At 65.0% G+C, this 16,291-nt stretch carries 16 protein-coding genes; 9 read left to right on the top strand and 7 right to left on the bottom strand.

Annotated features, from left to right (window positions below; translation table 11 throughout):
* Positions 1 to 266: 266 nt before the first annotated feature.
* Positions 267 to 989, bottom strand: coding sequence for a hypothetical protein (locus ACVMB1_RS10835; protein WP_456827504.1), 723 nt, complete (start codon positions 987 to 989; stop codon positions 267 to 269).
* Between the two features lie 745 nt (positions 990 to 1,734).
* Here ACVMB1_RS10835 and rnd point away from each other — a divergent pair.
* On the top strand, positions 1,735 to 2,883 hold the full coding sequence (gene rnd / locus ACVMB1_RS10830; protein WP_057019895.1) for a ribonuclease D: 1,149 nt from the start codon (positions 1,735 to 1,737) through the stop codon (positions 2,881 to 2,883).
* 356 nt (positions 2,884 to 3,239) lie between these two features.
* On the top strand, positions 3,240 to 3,443 hold the full coding sequence (locus ACVMB1_RS10825) for a cold-shock protein (RefSeq protein WP_016847412.1): 204 nt from the start codon (positions 3,240 to 3,242) through the stop codon (positions 3,441 to 3,443).
* Positions 3,444 to 3,520: 77 nt separating this feature from the next.
* Here the strand turns inward: ACVMB1_RS10825 and purN are convergent, their stop codons facing one another.
* Positions 3,521 to 4,171, bottom strand: coding sequence for a phosphoribosylglycinamide formyltransferase (purN, locus tag ACVMB1_RS10820; protein ID WP_229190833.1), 651 nt, complete (start codon positions 4,169 to 4,171; stop codon positions 3,521 to 3,523).
* Positions 4,168 to 5,241 (bottom strand): phosphoribosylformylglycinamidine cyclo-ligase, encoded by a 1,074-nt coding sequence (gene purM / locus ACVMB1_RS10815; RefSeq protein ID WP_141340454.1) that lies wholly within the window; start codon positions 5,239 to 5,241, stop codon positions 4,168 to 4,170. Before purM ends, purN begins: the two co-directional genes overlap by 4 nt.
* Before the next feature lie 160 nt (positions 5,242 to 5,401).
* Between purM and ACVMB1_RS10810 the strand changes: the two genes are divergently transcribed.
* The 4 genes from ACVMB1_RS10810 to ppx all read left to right on the top strand — a co-directional run bounded on the left by ACVMB1_RS10810 (position 5,402) and on the right by ppx (position 10,561).
* Positions 5,402 to 5,944, top strand: coding sequence for a CDP-alcohol phosphatidyltransferase family protein (locus ACVMB1_RS10810; protein WP_028332358.1), 543 nt, complete (start codon positions 5,402 to 5,404; stop codon positions 5,942 to 5,944).
* A gap of 88 nt (positions 5,945 to 6,032) precedes the next feature.
* Entirely contained in the window at positions 6,033 to 6,710 is a 678-nt protein-coding gene (locus ACVMB1_RS10805; protein WP_168856980.1) for a P-loop NTPase family protein, read from the top strand.
* A 131-nt stretch (positions 6,711 to 6,841) separates the two neighbouring features.
* Positions 6,842 to 9,046 (top strand): RNA degradosome polyphosphate kinase, encoded by a 2,205-nt coding sequence (locus ACVMB1_RS10800; RefSeq protein ID WP_076831991.1) that lies wholly within the window; start codon positions 6,842 to 6,844, stop codon positions 9,044 to 9,046.
* Positions 9,047 to 9,058: 12 nt separating this feature from the next.
* On the top strand, positions 9,059 to 10,561 hold the full coding sequence (gene ppx / locus ACVMB1_RS10795; RefSeq protein ID WP_310884761.1) for an exopolyphosphatase: 1,503 nt from the start codon (positions 9,059 to 9,061) through the stop codon (positions 10,559 to 10,561).
* 3 nt (positions 10,562 to 10,564) lie between these two features.
* Here ppx and ACVMB1_RS10790 read toward each other — a convergent pair whose 3' ends face one another.
* Complete coding sequence (locus ACVMB1_RS10790; protein WP_076831988.1) at positions 10,565 to 11,404, bottom strand: TerC family protein; 840 nt, start codon at positions 11,402 to 11,404, stop codon at positions 10,565 to 10,567.
* Between the two features lie 112 nt (positions 11,405 to 11,516).
* Positions 11,517 to 11,939: a nucleoside-diphosphate kinase gene (gene ndk / locus ACVMB1_RS10785; protein WP_016847423.1), complete on the bottom strand. Its 423-nt coding sequence runs from the start codon at positions 11,937 to 11,939 to the stop codon at positions 11,517 to 11,519.
* 346 nt (positions 11,940 to 12,285) lie between these two features.
* On the opposite strand from ndk, the gene ACVMB1_RS10780 reads away from it, so the two are divergent.
* From ACVMB1_RS10780 to ACVMB1_RS10770, 3 genes are all read left to right on the top strand, one after another.
* Positions 12,286 to 12,549, top strand: a complete 264-nt coding sequence (locus tag ACVMB1_RS10780; protein WP_018271306.1) for a hypothetical protein — start codon at positions 12,286 to 12,288, stop codon at positions 12,547 to 12,549.
* 222 nt (positions 12,550 to 12,771) lie between these two features.
* The gene (locus ACVMB1_RS10775) at positions 12,772 to 12,942 is read left to right on the top strand and encodes a hypothetical protein (RefSeq protein WP_167350433.1); all 171 of its coding nucleotides are present in this window, start codon (positions 12,772 to 12,774) and stop codon (positions 12,940 to 12,942) included.
* Between the two features lie 107 nt (positions 12,943 to 13,049).
* A complete protein-coding gene (locus ACVMB1_RS10770) occupies positions 13,050 to 14,912 on the top strand; it encodes an ABC-F family ATP-binding cassette domain-containing protein (protein WP_456827502.1) in 1,863 nt (620 codons plus the stop codon).
* 269 nt (positions 14,913 to 15,181) lie between these two features.
* On the opposite strand, the gene ACVMB1_RS10765 is transcribed toward ACVMB1_RS10770, so the two are convergent.
* Positions 15,182 to 15,736, bottom strand: coding sequence for a hypothetical protein (locus tag ACVMB1_RS10765; protein WP_083715152.1), 555 nt, complete (start codon positions 15,734 to 15,736; stop codon positions 15,182 to 15,184).
* A gap of 100 nt (positions 15,737 to 15,836) precedes the next feature.
* Positions 15,837 to 16,289 (bottom strand): DNA polymerase III subunit chi, encoded by a 453-nt coding sequence (locus ACVMB1_RS10760; RefSeq protein WP_456827501.1) that lies wholly within the window; start codon positions 16,287 to 16,289, stop codon positions 15,837 to 15,839.
* Between the last annotated feature and the right edge of the window lie 2 nt (positions 16,290 to 16,291).

Raw genomic sequence — 16,291 nt, 5'->3', positions numbered from 1 at the left:
TCGAAGACGCACTCTGCCCTCGGTCACTCGGATATTCGAGATAGCGCACGCGCTGGTATTTTGGCCCCTTCGCCGACTGCGATGGCGCTGTAGGCGAAACCAGAGTCGCCCCCTCGGGCGCCATCATCCAACCTCCGGCATGTTCGGTACTCGGCGCGACAAAGGCGCTCGGCGAACGACGGCGTGACTCACGAATTTGCGCGCGGAGCCATTCGATTTTGCGCGCTATGACAGGCAGCCCCTGCCACCGAGTTGCCCGTCTGGGGCTATCCAGTCCTTGGCAACGCTGCCCGGTGCCGTGACCAGCGATTGCTCGCCAATCCGGCACAGAACACCGCGTCAGCGCTGTTGGGGATGGTCTGCGCGAACCATCGGTCGACATCCGGCGAGGTTTGGGTCGTCGGCTCATCGCGATAGCGAAGCCGGCCATAGGCCCTCCGCATCACCATCGTCGTCTTCTCGACGGTTTGACGAGGGTACAGGGTTGCAGCCAGTTTGAGACAGAGATCGTCGAGATCATCCGCGTGCGTGTCGTCCGAGATAGCCGGCACGACGCTGCGGCACTGCGCGCGACCCAGCACGTAGATGACGGGATTTCTCGTTCGCCAGCACAAGCAGAATTCAGCCGGCGCCGCCGGGTGACCGAACTCCGCCGTCATAGCGGTATCGAACATCCGCTTGAAAGAGCCGCGACCACGATGCGTGTCTCTGACGGCGGTACCCGAGAGATAGATCACCGACGTGCTGGCAAGGGCGAGGCGCTGAATGATGAGGTAAGCCACGCATTCACCGCCGTGATGGAGCAGGACAATGCCGTGGTCGGGCTTGAACGGAGAGTGTTCGCGGGACCAGAACTTTTCCTTCGTCAACCAATTCGTGTCGATGATGCTGTTGATGCTCTCGAGCACTGCATCGCGGCGTTGTTCCGGGACTTCAGAGGCGATTTGAAACAGCTCGCTGGTGACAGCCCCGGGCTGCGTCGCGATCACGATAGCGGCTCCTCGTTGGTCATCGACTTCAGGTTGCTTTGGCAGAATACGGCACCCATGATCGGCCAGGCAAGCCGGCCCCGAGAAAGCTCAGCACTCCGGTTGACCCAAATCGCCATCCCGACGGCGCAAGCTCCCGCAGCGGCGCGCCCCCACTACGACTGTCATCGTCCGCGAAAGCGGGCGATCCAGTACGCCGCGGCCTCTCGGTTCGAGCACAACTGTCTCTGGAATACTGGGCGGATTCAACCGGTCGAGCCGGGCGATCAAAGCTGCAAGTGGGGACGCAATGACGGCGCGGTGCGCCTCGTCACCATGACGGGTCGGTTGCAGAAGTCCGCAAATGTCACAGCCCCAAGCGTGGCGACGCATGACTTCGGAATAATGGAAAAATATCGCTGATTTGCCCGACGTGTCAAGTTGCCGTGTCGAACACGCTAGCTGTCGGCTCCTTTGCATGGGGTTGTTTTCGATATTTTGGTCGTGCGCCCCGGCGCCAGCGGGCTATCGCCTGTGGCGCTCAGCCCCCGATCGTCATGCCCGGTCAAGCCGGGCGGTGACACCGAAGGTGGCGGACGACCGACGAACTGCCGGCACGACCGGGCCGAAAACACCCTCGAATCACGCCCAATCAATTCAAAAATGGCCCGTCCCTCACCCCGCGCAGGGCCAAAATCCCTGCAAGACCCTTGACATAGCTGCCCTTTCGGCAGAACGCGTGTGGTCAAGCCGTTATGGACACTTCATGGATTTGATTAGCACGACCTCCGACCTCGCCGCCGCCTGCGACCGGCTCGCCAAACACAAGGTCATCACTGTCGACACCGAGTTCCTGCGGGAGACGACCTACTATCCGCTGCTCTGCGTCGTGCAGATGGCGAGCGCGGACGAAGCCGTCGTGGTCGACGCGCTGGCACCCGGCATCGACCTCAAGCCGTTCTTCGACCTGATGTCGAACGAGGCCGTGCTCAAGGTATTCCACGCCGCGCGGCAGGACATCGAAATCGTCTGGCACCTGTCCGGCACGATCCCGCATCCGATCTTCGACACCCAGGTCGCCGCCATGGTGCTCGGCTATGGCGACAGCATCGCCTACGACCAGCTCGTCGACCGCGTCACCGGCCACCGCCCCGACAAGACCCACCGCTTCACCGACTGGTCGCGCCGCCCGCTGACCGACGAGCAGCTCCACTACGCCGTCTCCGACGTGACGCATCTGCGCGAAGTGTTCGCAGCCCTCGATGCCGATCTGAAGAAGCGCGACCGTAGTGACTGGGTCAGCGAGGAGATGGAGGTCCTGACCTCGCCGAAGACCTACGACTTCCATCCCGAGCGCGCCTGGGAGCGGCTCAAGACCCGCGTGCGTAAGCCGCGCGAGCTCGCGGTGCTGATCGAGGTCGCGGCCTGGCGCGAGCAGGAGGCGCAGAGCCGCGACGTGCCGCGTTCGCGCGTGCTCAAGGACGATGCGGTCGGCGATATCGCCACCCATGCGCCGACCTCGCTGGAGAAGCTCGGCAATCTGCGCTCGCTGCCGAAGGGCTTTGAGCGCTCGAAATGGGGCGCTGACATCATTGCCGCCGTGCAGCGCGGGCTCGCCCGCGACCAGGCCATGCTGCCCAAGCTGGAGAAGCCGAGAAACAATTCCAACGGCGCGGCGACCGTCGAGCTGTTGAAGGTGCTGCTGCGCATGACCTCGGAGCGCCACGGCGTCGCCAGCAAGGTGATCGCCACCGTCGACGACCTCGAGCAGATCGCGGCCAGCGATCAGGCCGAGGTCGGCGCCCTGCACGGCTGGCGCCGCGAACTGTTCGGCGAGGCCGCGCTCAAGCTCAAGCACGGCCAGCTTGCGCTGGCGATCGACAAGGGCCGCGTGGTGCGGGTGGACCGGGGTTAGCGCGTCCGCCTGGTGCCCGCCAGGTTCCACCGGCAGTCGGCCAGTGGCCGAACGTGTTGCCCCGGAGTTCGACCGGCACAGGCTGAGGTTGCGTCACGCAAAACCACCGCGCTTGCTAAGGCGCAATTTTCGTGTTGCAATCCGTTCACAATCGGATTTGCGGCCGTTCGACTGTGCGTTTCGCGACGTTGATATCCAAGGCTTCGATGTACAGGGCCTCGAGAGGCGAAACTTCGGACTTGAAGACTTTGGATCTGACGACCCGGGAAGTGAACAGACAGCGCAAAGTCCGCTTGTGGCGTGGCACGTGGAAAACGTGGCCGCGTCTTTTTTATGTCTAAACTGGGAGAGAGACGATGCCGAAGGGTACCGTCAAATGGTTCAACCCGACCAAAGGTTACGGGTTCATCAAGCCAGCCGTCGGCGACAAGGACGTGTTCGTCCACATCTCGGCGGTCGAGCGCGCGGGCCTCAGCACATTGAACGAGAACCAGTCCGTCGAGTACGAGCTGGTGGAGAACCGCGGCAAGGCGTCGGCAGAGAACCTCAAGGTTCACTGAACGCCGCTGCCAGCGGAATTCATCCTGATGCCTCCCCCGGCCGCATCACCCCGGGGGATGTCTCCTGCAACCGCGCGCTAAGGCGCCGGCGCGATCAGGGTATGGTCGGTTGCGCCGCTGCCCAGGGTCTTGCAGAGATCGCCTTCCAGCTCGAGCCGGCCGCTCGCCAGCAGCCGCAGCGCCTCCGGATAGATGCGATGCTCGATGGTGATCACGCGCGCGGCGAGCGTCTCGGCCGTGTCGTCGTCAGCGACCGTGACCGCGCCCTGCATCACGATCGGTCCGGCGTCGGTCTCCGGGATCACGAAATGCACCGTCGCTCCGGACAGCTTGACCCCTGCACGCAACGCCTGGCCGTGCGGATCGAGACCCGGAAAGCAAGGCAGCAGCGAGGGATGGATGTTGAGCATCCGCCCGTACCAGTGCCGCGCGAACTCGGCGGTGAACAGCCGCATGAAGCCGCCGAGGCAGATCAACTCGACCTGCCTGTCGTCGAGCGCCCGCTGCAGCACGGCCTCGAAGCCGGCGCGGTCCTTGCCGAACGGCTTGCTCTCGATGACGATGGTCGCAATGCCGCTCGCGGCCGCCTTCTCGAGCCCGGCGGCATCGGCACGGTTCGAGATCACGGCCACGATCTCGGCCGGGAAATCCTCAGCCTTCGCAGCCTCGATCAGCGCGGCCATGTTGGAGCCGCGGCCGGAGATCAGGATGGCGACGCGGCGCTTCATCGCGAGAGATCGAGATGACCGTTATAGACCACGCGATGCTCGCCTTTGGCCTCGATCACCTCGCCGAGCAGTGTCACCGTCTCGCCGCCGGCGGTAAACGCCTCGGTCACGGCGTCGACCGCATCAGCCTTGACGATCGCGATCATGCCGATGCCGCAGTTGAAGGTGCGCAGCAGCTCGAGCTCGGCGATGCCGCCCTGCTCGGCCAGCCATTTGAACACCGGCAGCACCGGCAGCCGCGCCAGATCGATGCCGACGCCGAGATGCTTCGGCAGCACGCGCGGAATGTTGTCGGTGAAGCCGCCGCCGGTGATGTGGGCGAGGCCTTTCACCGCGCCGGTGTCGCGGATCGCGCGCAGGCAGGATTTCACATAGAGCCGGGTCGGCGTCAGCAGCGCGGCGCCAAGCGTCATGACCGGCGCGAACGGCGCCGGCGCGTCATAGGCAACGCCGGACTGCTCGACGATCTTGCGCACCAGCGAATAGCCGTTGGAGTGCACGCCGGAGGAAGCCAGCCCGATCACGGCATCGCCCGCCGCGATATCCGCGGTCGGCAGCAGCGTGCCGCGCTCGGCCGCGCCGACCGCAAAGCCGCCGAGGTCGTAATCGCCATCCTTGTAGAGGCCGGGCATCTCGGCGGTTTCGCCGCCGATCAGCGCGCAGCCGGATTCGCGGCAACCCTCGGCGATACCAGCGACGATCTGCGCGGTGGCCTCCGGGTGCAGCTTGCCGCAGGCGAAATAGTCGAGGAAGAACAGCGGTTCCGCGCCCTGCACGACGAGGTCGTTGACCGACATCGCGACCAGATCGATGCCGATGCCGCCATGAATGCCGGTCTCGATCGCGATCTTCAGCTTGGTGCCGACGCCATCGGTCGCGGCCACCAGGACCGGATCCTTGAAGCCGGCGGCCTTGAGGTCGAACAGCCCGCCGAAACCACCGATCTCGGCGTCCGCGCCAGGCCGCGCGGTGGCCCGCACCATCGGCTTGATCAGATCGACCAGTCGATTGCCGGCGTCGATATCGACACCCGAATCCGCGTAAGTGAGCCCGTTTTTGCGCTCGGTCATGCCCAATTCCAGATGATCAGGGGCTGGTTACGAGGAATTCCGCCCCCGCGCAATGGCTCGCGGCGCTGCTGCCGCGATACTATGTAGATAACACAAGGCGGCTGCGCAAAAGAGCCGGATATCGAGTAAAATCAGGCTTCTAGCCGGGAAGCGATCCAAGTTGAGCATTCCGAACATCATCACCCTCGGCCGCATCATCCTGGTGCCGGTGATCGTCTGGGCCATCGTGTCCAGCCAGATGGAGATTGCGTTCGCGATCTTCGTGATCGCCGGCGTCTCGGACGCGGTCGACGGTTTCCTCGCCAAGCGCTTCAACATGACGAGCGAGCTCGGCGCCCTGCTCGATCCGCTCGCCGACAAGGCGCTCCTGGTGTCGATCTATGTCGCGCTCGGAATCTGGGGCGCGGTGCCGCGCTGGATCGTGATTCTGGTGGTGTCACGCGACATCATGATCGTCTCCGCCGTGATTGTGTCATGGTTGTTCGACAAGCCGGTCGAGATGAAGCCGCTGATGGTGTCGAAGCTGAACACGGTGGCGCAGGTCGCGTTCGCAGCGCTGGTGCTGGCCTCGCTCGGCTTCGGCTTTCAGCCACACCCTTACGACCTGATCCTGATGGGCCTGGTCACGATCTTTACTTTGGGTTCGGTGTCCCTCTATCTCGTGGAGTGGGTGCGGCACATGAGCACGATCGAAGCTCGGTAGGCGGGATCCGGAAAAGTGGAAGCCGGTTTTCCCGCGACAAACGCGACGCGTTTGCGCATGGCTAAAATGAAGTTGTTTGGAGACTTGCGTGGCCAGTAGCGTTCAACCTCGTCAATTGGCCTTGGCCCTGCCGCACGAGGAGAAGCTGACCCGCGACGATTTCCTTGAGGGCCCTGCCAATGAGGCGGCGCTGGCGCTGATCGACGGCTGGCCGGACTGGCCAAACCGAATCATGCTGCTGGTCGGGCCTGACGGCTCCGGCAAAAGCCACCTCGCCGCGATCTGGGCCGAGAGCGCCGGCGCGCGCTCGACCGCGGCGCATGCGCTGACCGCCGACACGGTGCCGACCGCGCTTGCGACCGGTGCGCTCGTCGTCGAAGACCTGAGGCCGGCGGATTTCGACGAGCGCGCGATGTTTCATCTTTTAAATCTGGCGCGCCAGGACGATGCCTACGTGCTGATCACGGCGCGCATTCCGCCCTCGGCGTTCGAGATCGAATTGCGCGACCTGCGGTCGCGGCTCCGCGCGGTGCCGACCGTGACGCTGCTGCCGCCGGACGACCAGCTGTTCCGCGGCCTGATCGTCAAGTTCTGCGCCGACCGCCAGATGAGCGTGGACGAACCGCTGGTCAGCTATCTGAGCAACCGGATCGAGCGTTCCTACGTTGCCGTCCGGCAGGCGGTCGAGCTCCTGGATACCGAGGCACTCCGGCTCGGCCGTCCCGTCACGCGGGCGCTGGCGGCGGAGCTGTTGCGCGACGCCTGATCCATCCCGCGGCTTGACGGCGCAGGCGAGCGGAACATCAATGTCATCGAAACGTCATCGCAATATCACATGGTCTCTGCGGCTCTCGGCTACACCGCCCCGGCCCCTGCCCTGAATTGGACCAGCACTTTATGGACTCGGCACAAGCTACTGAAATCAAAGAAAAAGAGGCGGAGTTTCCCGCCATTCCCGCAATCGCGACCAGCCCCGAACGCTTCATCAACCGGGAGCTCTCTTGGCTGCACTTCAACCGGCGGGTGCTCGAGGAATCGGTCAATCTCGGCCATCCCGTGCTGGAGCGGGTCCGCTTCCTGTCGATTTCGGCGAATAACCTCGACGAGTTCTTCATGGTCCGTGTCGCCGGCATCAAGGCGCAGGTCCGCGAGGGCATTACCGAGCGCAGCCCGGACGGCCTGCTGCCGGCCGATCAGCTCGTGATGATCAACAAGACCGTCTCGCAGCTCGCCTCCGACCAGCAGGCGATCTGGAGCGACCTGCGGGATATCCTGGCCAAGGTCGGCATCCAGCTGGTCGACGGCCGCGACGTCACCAAGTCCGAGCGCAGCTGGATCGAGGATCACTTCCTCCACAGCATCTTCCCGCTGCTGACGCCGCTGGCGATCGACCCGGCGCATCCCTTCCCGTTCATCCCGAATCTCGGATTCACGGTGGCGCTGCAATTGTCGCGGATCTCCGACGGCAAGGCGATGAACGCGCTGATCCGCATGCCCGGCAAGATCGACCGCTTCATCCGCATCCCCTCCACCAAGGAAGGCGCGCCGGCGCGGCTGATCACGCTGGAGCAGGCCACCGGTCTCTTCATCGGCCGCCTGTTCCCCGGCTACACCGTCAAGGGCCAAGGCGCATTCCGCATCATCAGAGACTCCGAACTCGAAATCGAGGAAGAGGCCGAAGACCTCGTTCGCCTGTTCGAGACCGCGCTCAAGCGGCGACGCCGCGGGTCGGTGATCCGGCTCGAGATCGAGGCCACGATGCCAGAGGAGCTGCGCATCTTCGTGCAGCACGCCTTGTCGGCCGCAGACGACGAAGTGATCCTGGTCGACGGCGTGCTGGCGATGAACGAGCTGTCGCAGCTCACCCGCCTCAATCGCCCCGACCTCGAATTCCCGCCCTATGTGCCGCGCCACCCCGAGCGGGTGCGCGATCATGGCGGCGATATCTTCGCCGCCATCCGCCAGAAGGACCTCGTGGTCCATCACCCCTACGAATCCTTCGACGTCGTGGTGCAGTTCCTGCAGCAGGCGGCACGCGATCCCGACGTGGTCGCGATCAAGCAGACGCTCTATCGCACCTCGAACAATTCGCCGATCGTGCGCGCGCTGGCGGAAGCCGCCGAGGCCGGCAAGTCGGTGACCGCGCTGATCGAGCTGAAGGCGCGCTTCGACGAGGAAGCCAATATCCGCTGGGCCCGCGACCTCGAACGCGCCGGCGTGCAGGTGGTCTACGGCTTCATCGAATTGAAGACGCATGCCAAGCTGTCGATGGTGGTGCGCCGCGAGGGCGGCAATCTCACGACCTATGTGCACACCGGCACCGGCAACTATCACCCGGTCACCGCGCGCATCTACACCGACCTCTCCTACTTCACTTCGGATCCGATCATCGGCCGCGACGTCGCGCGGGTCTTCAACTACATCACCGGCTATGCCGAGCCGAGCGACATCGAGAAGATGGCGGTGTCGCCGCTGACGCTGCGCAAGCGGATCATCGAGCACATCCACGGCGAGATCGCCCACGTCAAGCACGGCCGGCCCGGCGCGGTCTGGATGAAGATGAATGCGCTGGTCGACCCTGATATCATCGACGCGCTGTACGAGGCCTCGCAGGCCGGCGTCTCGGTCGAGCTCGTGGTGCGCGGCATCTGCTGCCTGCGGCCGGGGCTGCCGGGACTGTCGGAGAACATCCGCGTCAAATCGGTGATCGGCCGGTTCCTGGAACACGGCCGAATCTATTGCTTCGGCATGGGTCAGGGCCTGCCGAGCACAAAAGCTGCTGTGTATATCTCGTCCGCTGACATGATGCCGCGAAACCTCGACCGCCGCGTCGAGGTTCTCTGTCCGCTGCAAAATCCCACGGTGCATCAGCAGGTTCTCGAACAGATCATGGTCGCGAACCTGAAGGACACCGAGCAAAGCTGGCAATTGTTGCCGGATGGGTCGTCAACGCGTATGAAGGCCGCGAAAGGCGAAGAGCCCTTCAATCTGCATGACTACTTTATGACAAATCCGAGTCTGTCCGGCCGTGGTAAGTCTCTCAAGGAATCTTCACCGCGCCGTCTCACGCGTCGCAACGAGCGTCAGCAGCCATCGTCTTAAGGGGGCCTTACGGTGAAGCGGCCGCGGAATCGCGCTTCCAGCGTCGCTGTCATCGATATCGGCTCGAACTCGGTTCGTCTCGTGGTCTACGAGGCGATGGCGCGCAGCCTCATCACAATCTTCAACGAGAAGGCGCTGTGCGGGCTCGGGCGCGAGGTGCAGAGCACCGGCCTGCTCGCAACCGATGCCGTCAACAAGGCGCTCACCGCGCTGCGCCGTTTTCGTGCGCTGTGCAAGATCCAGCAAGTCGGCCGCGTCTACGCGATCGCGACCGCGGCCTGCCGCGACGCCAAGAACGGTCCGGACTTCATCGCCAAGGCCGAGCGCATCTGCGGCGCCAAGATCGAGATCCTCACCGGGCCGCGTGAAGCGAAGCTATCCGCGCTCGGCGTCGTCTCGGGCGTGCACAATCCGAACGGCATCGTCGGCGATCTCGGCGGCGGCTCGCTTGAACTGATCGATGTCAAGGGCAGCCGCGTGCGCAGCGGCGTGACGCTGCCGCTCGGCAGCCTCGCGCTGCAGGACCTCTCCAACAAATCGCTCAAGCGCGCCGAACGCATCGTCAAGAACGAGCTGCTCGGCGTCGCCCAGCTCAAGACCGGCCGCGGCCGCACCTTCTATGCCGTCGGCGGCACCTGGCGTGCGCTGGCGCGCATTCACATCATCCAGAGCGGCTACCCGCTCAAGGTGATGCACGGCTATTCGATCCCGGCGGCCGACGCACTCGACTTCGCGCAGCGGCTGCGACGGCTGGCGGCCACCAACATGCTGGCCAATATCGAGTCGGTCGCCGACGCGCGGCGGCCGCTATTGGCCTATGCCGCGCTCGTGCTCGAATACATCATCCGCGTGGCCCAGCCGAAGACCATCGTGTTCTCGACCTTCGGCGTACGCGAGGGCCTGCTCTACGAGATGCTGCCGCAGGCCGAACGCGCCAAGGACGGACTGCTCTGCGCCGCGCAGAATCTCAACGAATTGCTGTCGCGCTCGGCCCGCCACGCCCAGGAGCTGACGGCGTGGACCGACCGGCTGGTGCGCGTCGTCAGGCTACGCGAGACCGAGGAAGACCGCAGGCTGCGGCACGTCGCCTGCCTGCTCTCCGACATCGGCTGGCGGGTGCATCCCGATCATCGCGGCGAGGAAACCCTCAGCCTGATCATGAACGGCAATTTCGGCTCGATCACGCATCAGGGCCGCGCCTTCGTCGCGCTCTCGGTGTTCTATCGCTACGCCGGGCTCAGCGAGGAAAACGAGCCGCCGCCGCAGATCCGCGCGCTGGTGACGCCGGCGATGGACGAGCGCGCCCGCGTGCTCGGCGCCGCATTCCGCGTCGCGCATCTGATCACGGCGGCGCGCACCGGCGTGCTGCCGGCAACCCATTTCCGCACCCAGGGCCGCAAGCTGATGCTGGTGTTCGAGCACCGGATGGTGGATCTGGTCGCCGACCGCGTCGGCAGCCGCTTCAAGCAATTGGCGCGGCTGGTCGGGCGCGCCGGCTCGATCGTGCGGCGCTAGACCTCACGCCGCCTTGGCGGCGTGCTTGGCCTTGCGGAGTGCGTGGCGGCGCCAGATCGACCCCACGACCAGCACCACGATGATGCCGAGCACCGCGAGCGCGATCTCGCCGCCATTGCCGCCATGGGCGAATTGCGGCGACATCCCGACCGACGTCAGCCAGGAATCGAGCTTGGTACCGAGCGGTCCGGCGAACAGCGCGTCCAGCTTCGGATGCACGGCGGGATCGGTCGCGATGACGTCGCCCGCGATCCAGCCGAGCAGCGCGGCGCCGGCCCAGACCAGGACCGGCAGCTTGGTGAGCAGCGCCATGATCAGCGCCGCGCCGGCAACGATCAGGGGAACGCTGATCGCAAGTCCGAGCACCAGCAGCGGCACGCTGCCGTTGGCGGCGGCGGCCACCGCGATCACATTGTCGAGGCTCATCACGATGTCGGCGACGACGACGATCTGAACCGCGGCCCACAGATGCGCGGCCGCGTGCACGCTGTCCTCGTCCTCCTGCTCCGGCACCAGCAGCTTGGCGGCAATCACGATCAGCGCCAGCCCGCCGACCAGCTTCAAATAGGGAAGCTCCATCAGGCTGGCGACGATGCCGGTAAAGATGACGCGCAGCAGCACTGCCGCGGCGGCGCCGAGAATCATGCCCCACAGGCGCTGGCGCGGCGCGAGCCCGCGGCAGGCGAGCGCGATCACGAGCGCGTTGTCGCCCGACAGCAGGACGTTGATCCAGATGATCTTGCCGACGGCGACCCAGAACGTCGGCGTCGCCATCTCGTTCTTGAATTCGGTGAAGAACGCGCCGATGTACGCCGGATCAAAGATCTGCCACAGCCAGTCCACAGCGAGTCCTATTCGGCCTTGCGGCCGCCCCTGGCGGCGGTCGTCCGCCGCTCCCCGGTTCTACTTCGACGCGGTCTCCTCGGGAGACCGCGCCACTTTCAGCAATACGGTGTCAGCCGACGATCTCGTTGCCGGCGAAGAACTGCGCGATCTCGATCACCGCGGTCTCCGGCGCATCCGAACCGTGCACCGAGTTCTCGCCGATCGACTTCGCATAGAGCTTGCGGATGGTGCCTTCAGCGGCCTTCGACGGGTCGGTCGCGCCCATCACGTCGCGATATTTCAGGATAGCGCCCTCGCCTTCCAGCACCTGGACCACAACCGGGCCCGAAGTCATGAAGTCGACCAGCTCGCCGAAGAACGGACGCGCCTTGTGGACGGCGTAGAAGGTCTCGGCCTGGCCGCGGGTCATGCGGATGCGCTTCTGCGCCACGACCCGCAGGCCCGCCTTCTCGATCACCGCATTGACCGCGCCGGTCAGGTTGCGCTCGGTGGCGTCGGGTTTGATGATCGAAAAGGTGCGTTCAATCGCCATGATTTCGTCCTTGTAAACTTGGCTGGGAGTTGCCGGGGCTTATATCGGCGCGACGGGATAACGGCAAGCGACCCTGTGACGCGTTAGCCTTTAGTTTTGACGCATTTTCACGACGAAAACCGTCGTTAGGGCGCCCTCCGGACAGCGGCCGGCTCGGCCAACTTACCGCGATTTCACCTAGGTGAACCCATTCTGTCAGCGCCGTGCCGCTGCCGTTCAGCTCAAGTCACATAGGCTCTGCAGCGATCGGACGCCTTGCTGGCCCCCCATCCGCAAGCCTCACAGGACGTCTCGGGAAATGTCACCGCGGGCGCGTCGCGCGCGCCCATACCTCGAGGAGACGATCATGTTACGCAAACTCTCGCTTGCCGCCGTCGCCGCGGTTTCGCTCGGTGCCGCCGCGCTCGCCCCGACCTCCGCTTCTGCGTGGGGTGGTTGGCATGGCGGCTGGCACGGTGGATGGCACCACGGCTGGTGGGGCGGTCCGCGCGTCATCGTCGGCGGCCCGGCCTATTACGGCGGTTATGGCTACGGCGGCGGCTGCTACGTGCGCCGCGTGGTGCCGACCCCGTGGGGGCCCCGCTGGCGCCTGGTCAACCGCTGCTACTGATCCATCGAATCTACGACTGCTCCCCTGACTTGCTTCTCGCCCCGGCCCTCGCGCCGGGGCTTTTTTCGGGTCCGCCGGGGGAACCCGGGCATATATGGGACCCACTACCTCAAGGCGAGAGCAAGGCGCGGAAACCAAATTCGGGGTCGCGACTTGTCATGGCGAGGAGCTACTCGAACATGCGAGGTGGAACTCGCCAAGAGACATGCCATGACGATGACAATGAGCAAGATCGACAAGGACGCCGATCAGATTGATCACAAGACCTGCCGTTACATCTGCGATGCCGTAGGCGAACGGCTTCAGCAAAGCATGCGGCCAGAGCCCGCACTTTCGTCTCGCCTGCAGCAACTCCTCGACGAGATGCAACGACGGGAAGGCGATCGCCATTAGATGTTGAGGGCTGACCAGCAGCCCAATTGCGTTTTTGCAACAGCTCCGGGAGAGATTTTACGAACAGACGGGGTTGCGTTTGGCGGCGGGTCCGGTGACAACGCTGCATGCTCTCCATCACTGACATCTCGGTCCGGATCGCCGGACGGCTGTTGATCGATCACAGTTCGGTGCAAATTGTACCCGGAGCCCGCGTCGGATTTGTCGGCCGCAACGGCGTCGGCAAATCGACGCTGTTTCACGCCATCCGGGGCGACATCCCGACCGAGAGCGGCAGCATCGCGCTGCCGCCGCGCTGGCGTATCGGCAGCCTCGCGCAAGAAGCGCCCGACGGGCCCGAAAGCCTGATCAACGTCGTGCTGAAGGCCGATCTCGAGCGCGACGCGCTGCTGCGCGAGGCCGAGACGGCGCACGATCCGCACCGGATTGCCGAAATCCAGACCCGGCTGGTCGACATCGACGCCCATTCCGCGCCCGCCCGTGCCGCGGCGATCCTCTCCGGCCTCGGCTTCTCGACATCAGACCAGGCGCGGCCGTGCGCGGAATTTTCCGGCGGCTGGCGCATGCGCGTGGCGCTGGCGGCGACGCTGTTCTCCGCGCCCGACCTCCTGCTGCTGGACGAGCCGACCAACTATCTCGATCTCGAAGGCACCTTGTGGCTCGAGAACCACCTCGCCAACTATCCGCGCACCGTGATCGTGATCAGCCACGACCGCGACCTGCTGGACACCTCGGTCGATCAGATCCTGCACCTCGATCGCGGCCGGCTGACGCTCTACAAGGGCACCTATTCCTCGTTCGAGGACCAGCGCGCCGCGCGCGAATTGCTCGACGCCAAGCACGCCAAGCGGCAGGCCGATGAGCGCAAGCGCTTGCAGGACTTCGTCGACCGCTTCAAGGCCAAGGCCTCGAAGGCGCGGCAGGCGCAGTCGCGCGTGAAGATGCTGGAGCGGATGAAGCCGATCACCGCGCTGGTGACCCAGGATGTTCATGAGATCTCGTTCCCGGCGCCGGAGAAGCTGCTGTCGCCGCCGATCATCGCGGTCGATGACGTCTCGGTCGGCTACGAGCCCGGCAAGCCGGTGCTCAATCGCGTGACGCTGCGCGTCGATACCGACGACCGCATCGCGCTGTTAGGGGCCAACGGCAACGGCAAGTCGACGCTGGTCAAGCTGCTGGCGGGCAAGCTCGCGCCGTTTGCCGGCCGGATCACGAGGGCCGACAAGCTGTCGGTCGGCTATTTCGCCCAACACCAGGTCGACGAGCTCAATCTCGACGGCTCGCCCTATGATCACATCCGCAAGCTGATGCCGGAGGCGCCGGAGAGCAAGGTGCGCGGCCGCGTCGGTGCGATCGGCTTCTCCGGCAAGGCCGGCGACACGCTGGTGAGGAGCCTGTCGGGTGGCGAGAAGGCGCGGCTGCTGCTGGGGCTTGCCACGTTCTACGGCCCGAACATGATCATCCTGGACGAGCCGACCAACCACCTCGATATCGACAGCCGTGCGGCGCTCGCGGAGGCGATCAACGAATTCCCCGGCGCCATCATCATGGTCTCGCATGATCGCTATCTGATCGAGGCCTGCGCCGACCGCCTGTGGGTCGTGGCCAACCAGACCGTCACGGCCTATGACGGCGATCTCGACGAATATCGACGCATGATCCTGTCGGCCAATGACGGCCGGCCGGCCTCGCGCGAGCGCGTCAAGGAGGCCGCGAAGCCGGAGCGCATCCGCAACGAGAAGCGTGCTTCACCCAGGCAGCGGGTCGCGCAAGCTGAGGCCGAGATCGAGCGCATCAACGCCATCATCGCCAAGATCGATACCGCACTCGCATTGCCCGATATTTTTACCCGCGACCCCAAGCAGGCCGCGCAACTGACCAAGGCGCGCGCCGGCGCCGAGAGCGCGCTACAGCGCGCCGAGGAAGACTGGCTGGAAGCCAGCGCCGAACTCGACGAAGCGGCGAGTTAGACCGGGCGGAGCCACATATCCGATGTCGTCCCTGCGAAAGCAGGGACCCATAACCACAGATGGTCGTTGCTGCACGATCGTCGAACGACGAGTCCCCATAACCACATCCGCCGCGGCGTATGGGTCCCTGCTCCCGTGCGCAATTGCGCACTAGGCAGGGACGACCCGTGGAGGGAGCCGAGGCTCTCATTCTGTCCGGTGTGATGTCCGCGCGTCCGGTGTCATGCCCGCGCATACAGGCATCGATCTGCCGCTGCGGCGAAAACACTCTAGCCGTGCGAGGTCTTTTTCTTCTTCGGCTTCGCCTGCTTCGGCTCGGGCACGGGATCCGGGCCGCGCTCGACGGACGACAGGCGCCCCGAGGTAAAGGTGTAGATGCCGGCGCGCGCGCCGCGCGACCAGGTCACGACCGCAACGCGCCCGCCGCCCGGAGCGCTGGACAGGTTGACGCTGTCGGGCGCGCCGATGCCGCGCACGACGTCGCATTCAGTGTGGCCGAGTGCAACGCTGCCGCCCGTTGGCTGCGGCGGTGGTGCACCGCCGGCCTGTGCGTTGGCATCGGTGGCGCCCGGCGGCGGTGCCATGCCTGGACAGCTGCCGTCGGCACTGACGAGATCGTCGTTCGTCACCGGCTTGTCCGGCGTCAGTGGCGGCGATTCGATCGAGATGTTGCGGATGAACACCCGCCCGGGACGCGAGAACCATTCCGCATCGCGCGAAAACAAGTCGGATCCGGCGCCCGAACAGCCGGCAAGTCCCGGTGCAAGCACCAGCAACGCCAGCAGCGACTTCCGACTGAATGTTCCGTCCCGCACGATCGACAAAGCTCCTACCCTTACCTAAGGGCTTGTCCGAACATCACTTTGCGGCATGACAGTGGCCCGCCCCAAGAAACGTCGAATTATCATTAATTAGTAGCTATCGCTATTGGCGCCGCTGCCAGCGTCCCCGCTCGTCGGTCTGCCAATAGGTGACCTCGAAGCCGCGCGCCTTGCAAGCGGTCCAGCTTTCCCTGGCCGAGGCCACCGCGTCGGGGTCGTCGCCGTTGAACACGAGGACCACCCGCTCGTAGCTGTCGCAGTCGGCCGGCAGCGCCGCATTATCGACCAGGAAGCGGACATTGGCCCGATTCGGATTGCTCTCCTCGATCGACAGGATGATCGGCTGGTCCTGCGCGTCGGCGACGCGCGAGGTCGCGTGCGGCAGGAACGAATCGTCACTGTAGGTCCACAGATGCGCGTCGAGCGTCTCGGCACGGTCCTGTGACGTCGATTGCACGACCACGCGCCAGCCGCGCTCGAGCGACTTCTCGAGCAGCGGCGGCAGCACGCTCTCCAGCGTGATGTTCTGCAGGTGGTAGAACAGAACCTCGGTCATGC

Source organism: Bradyrhizobium sp. USDA 4504 (assembly GCF_054063995.1).
The sequence above is the reverse complement of the archived record's forward strand: the minus strand, read 5'-3'. Positions and strand labels throughout refer to the sequence as shown.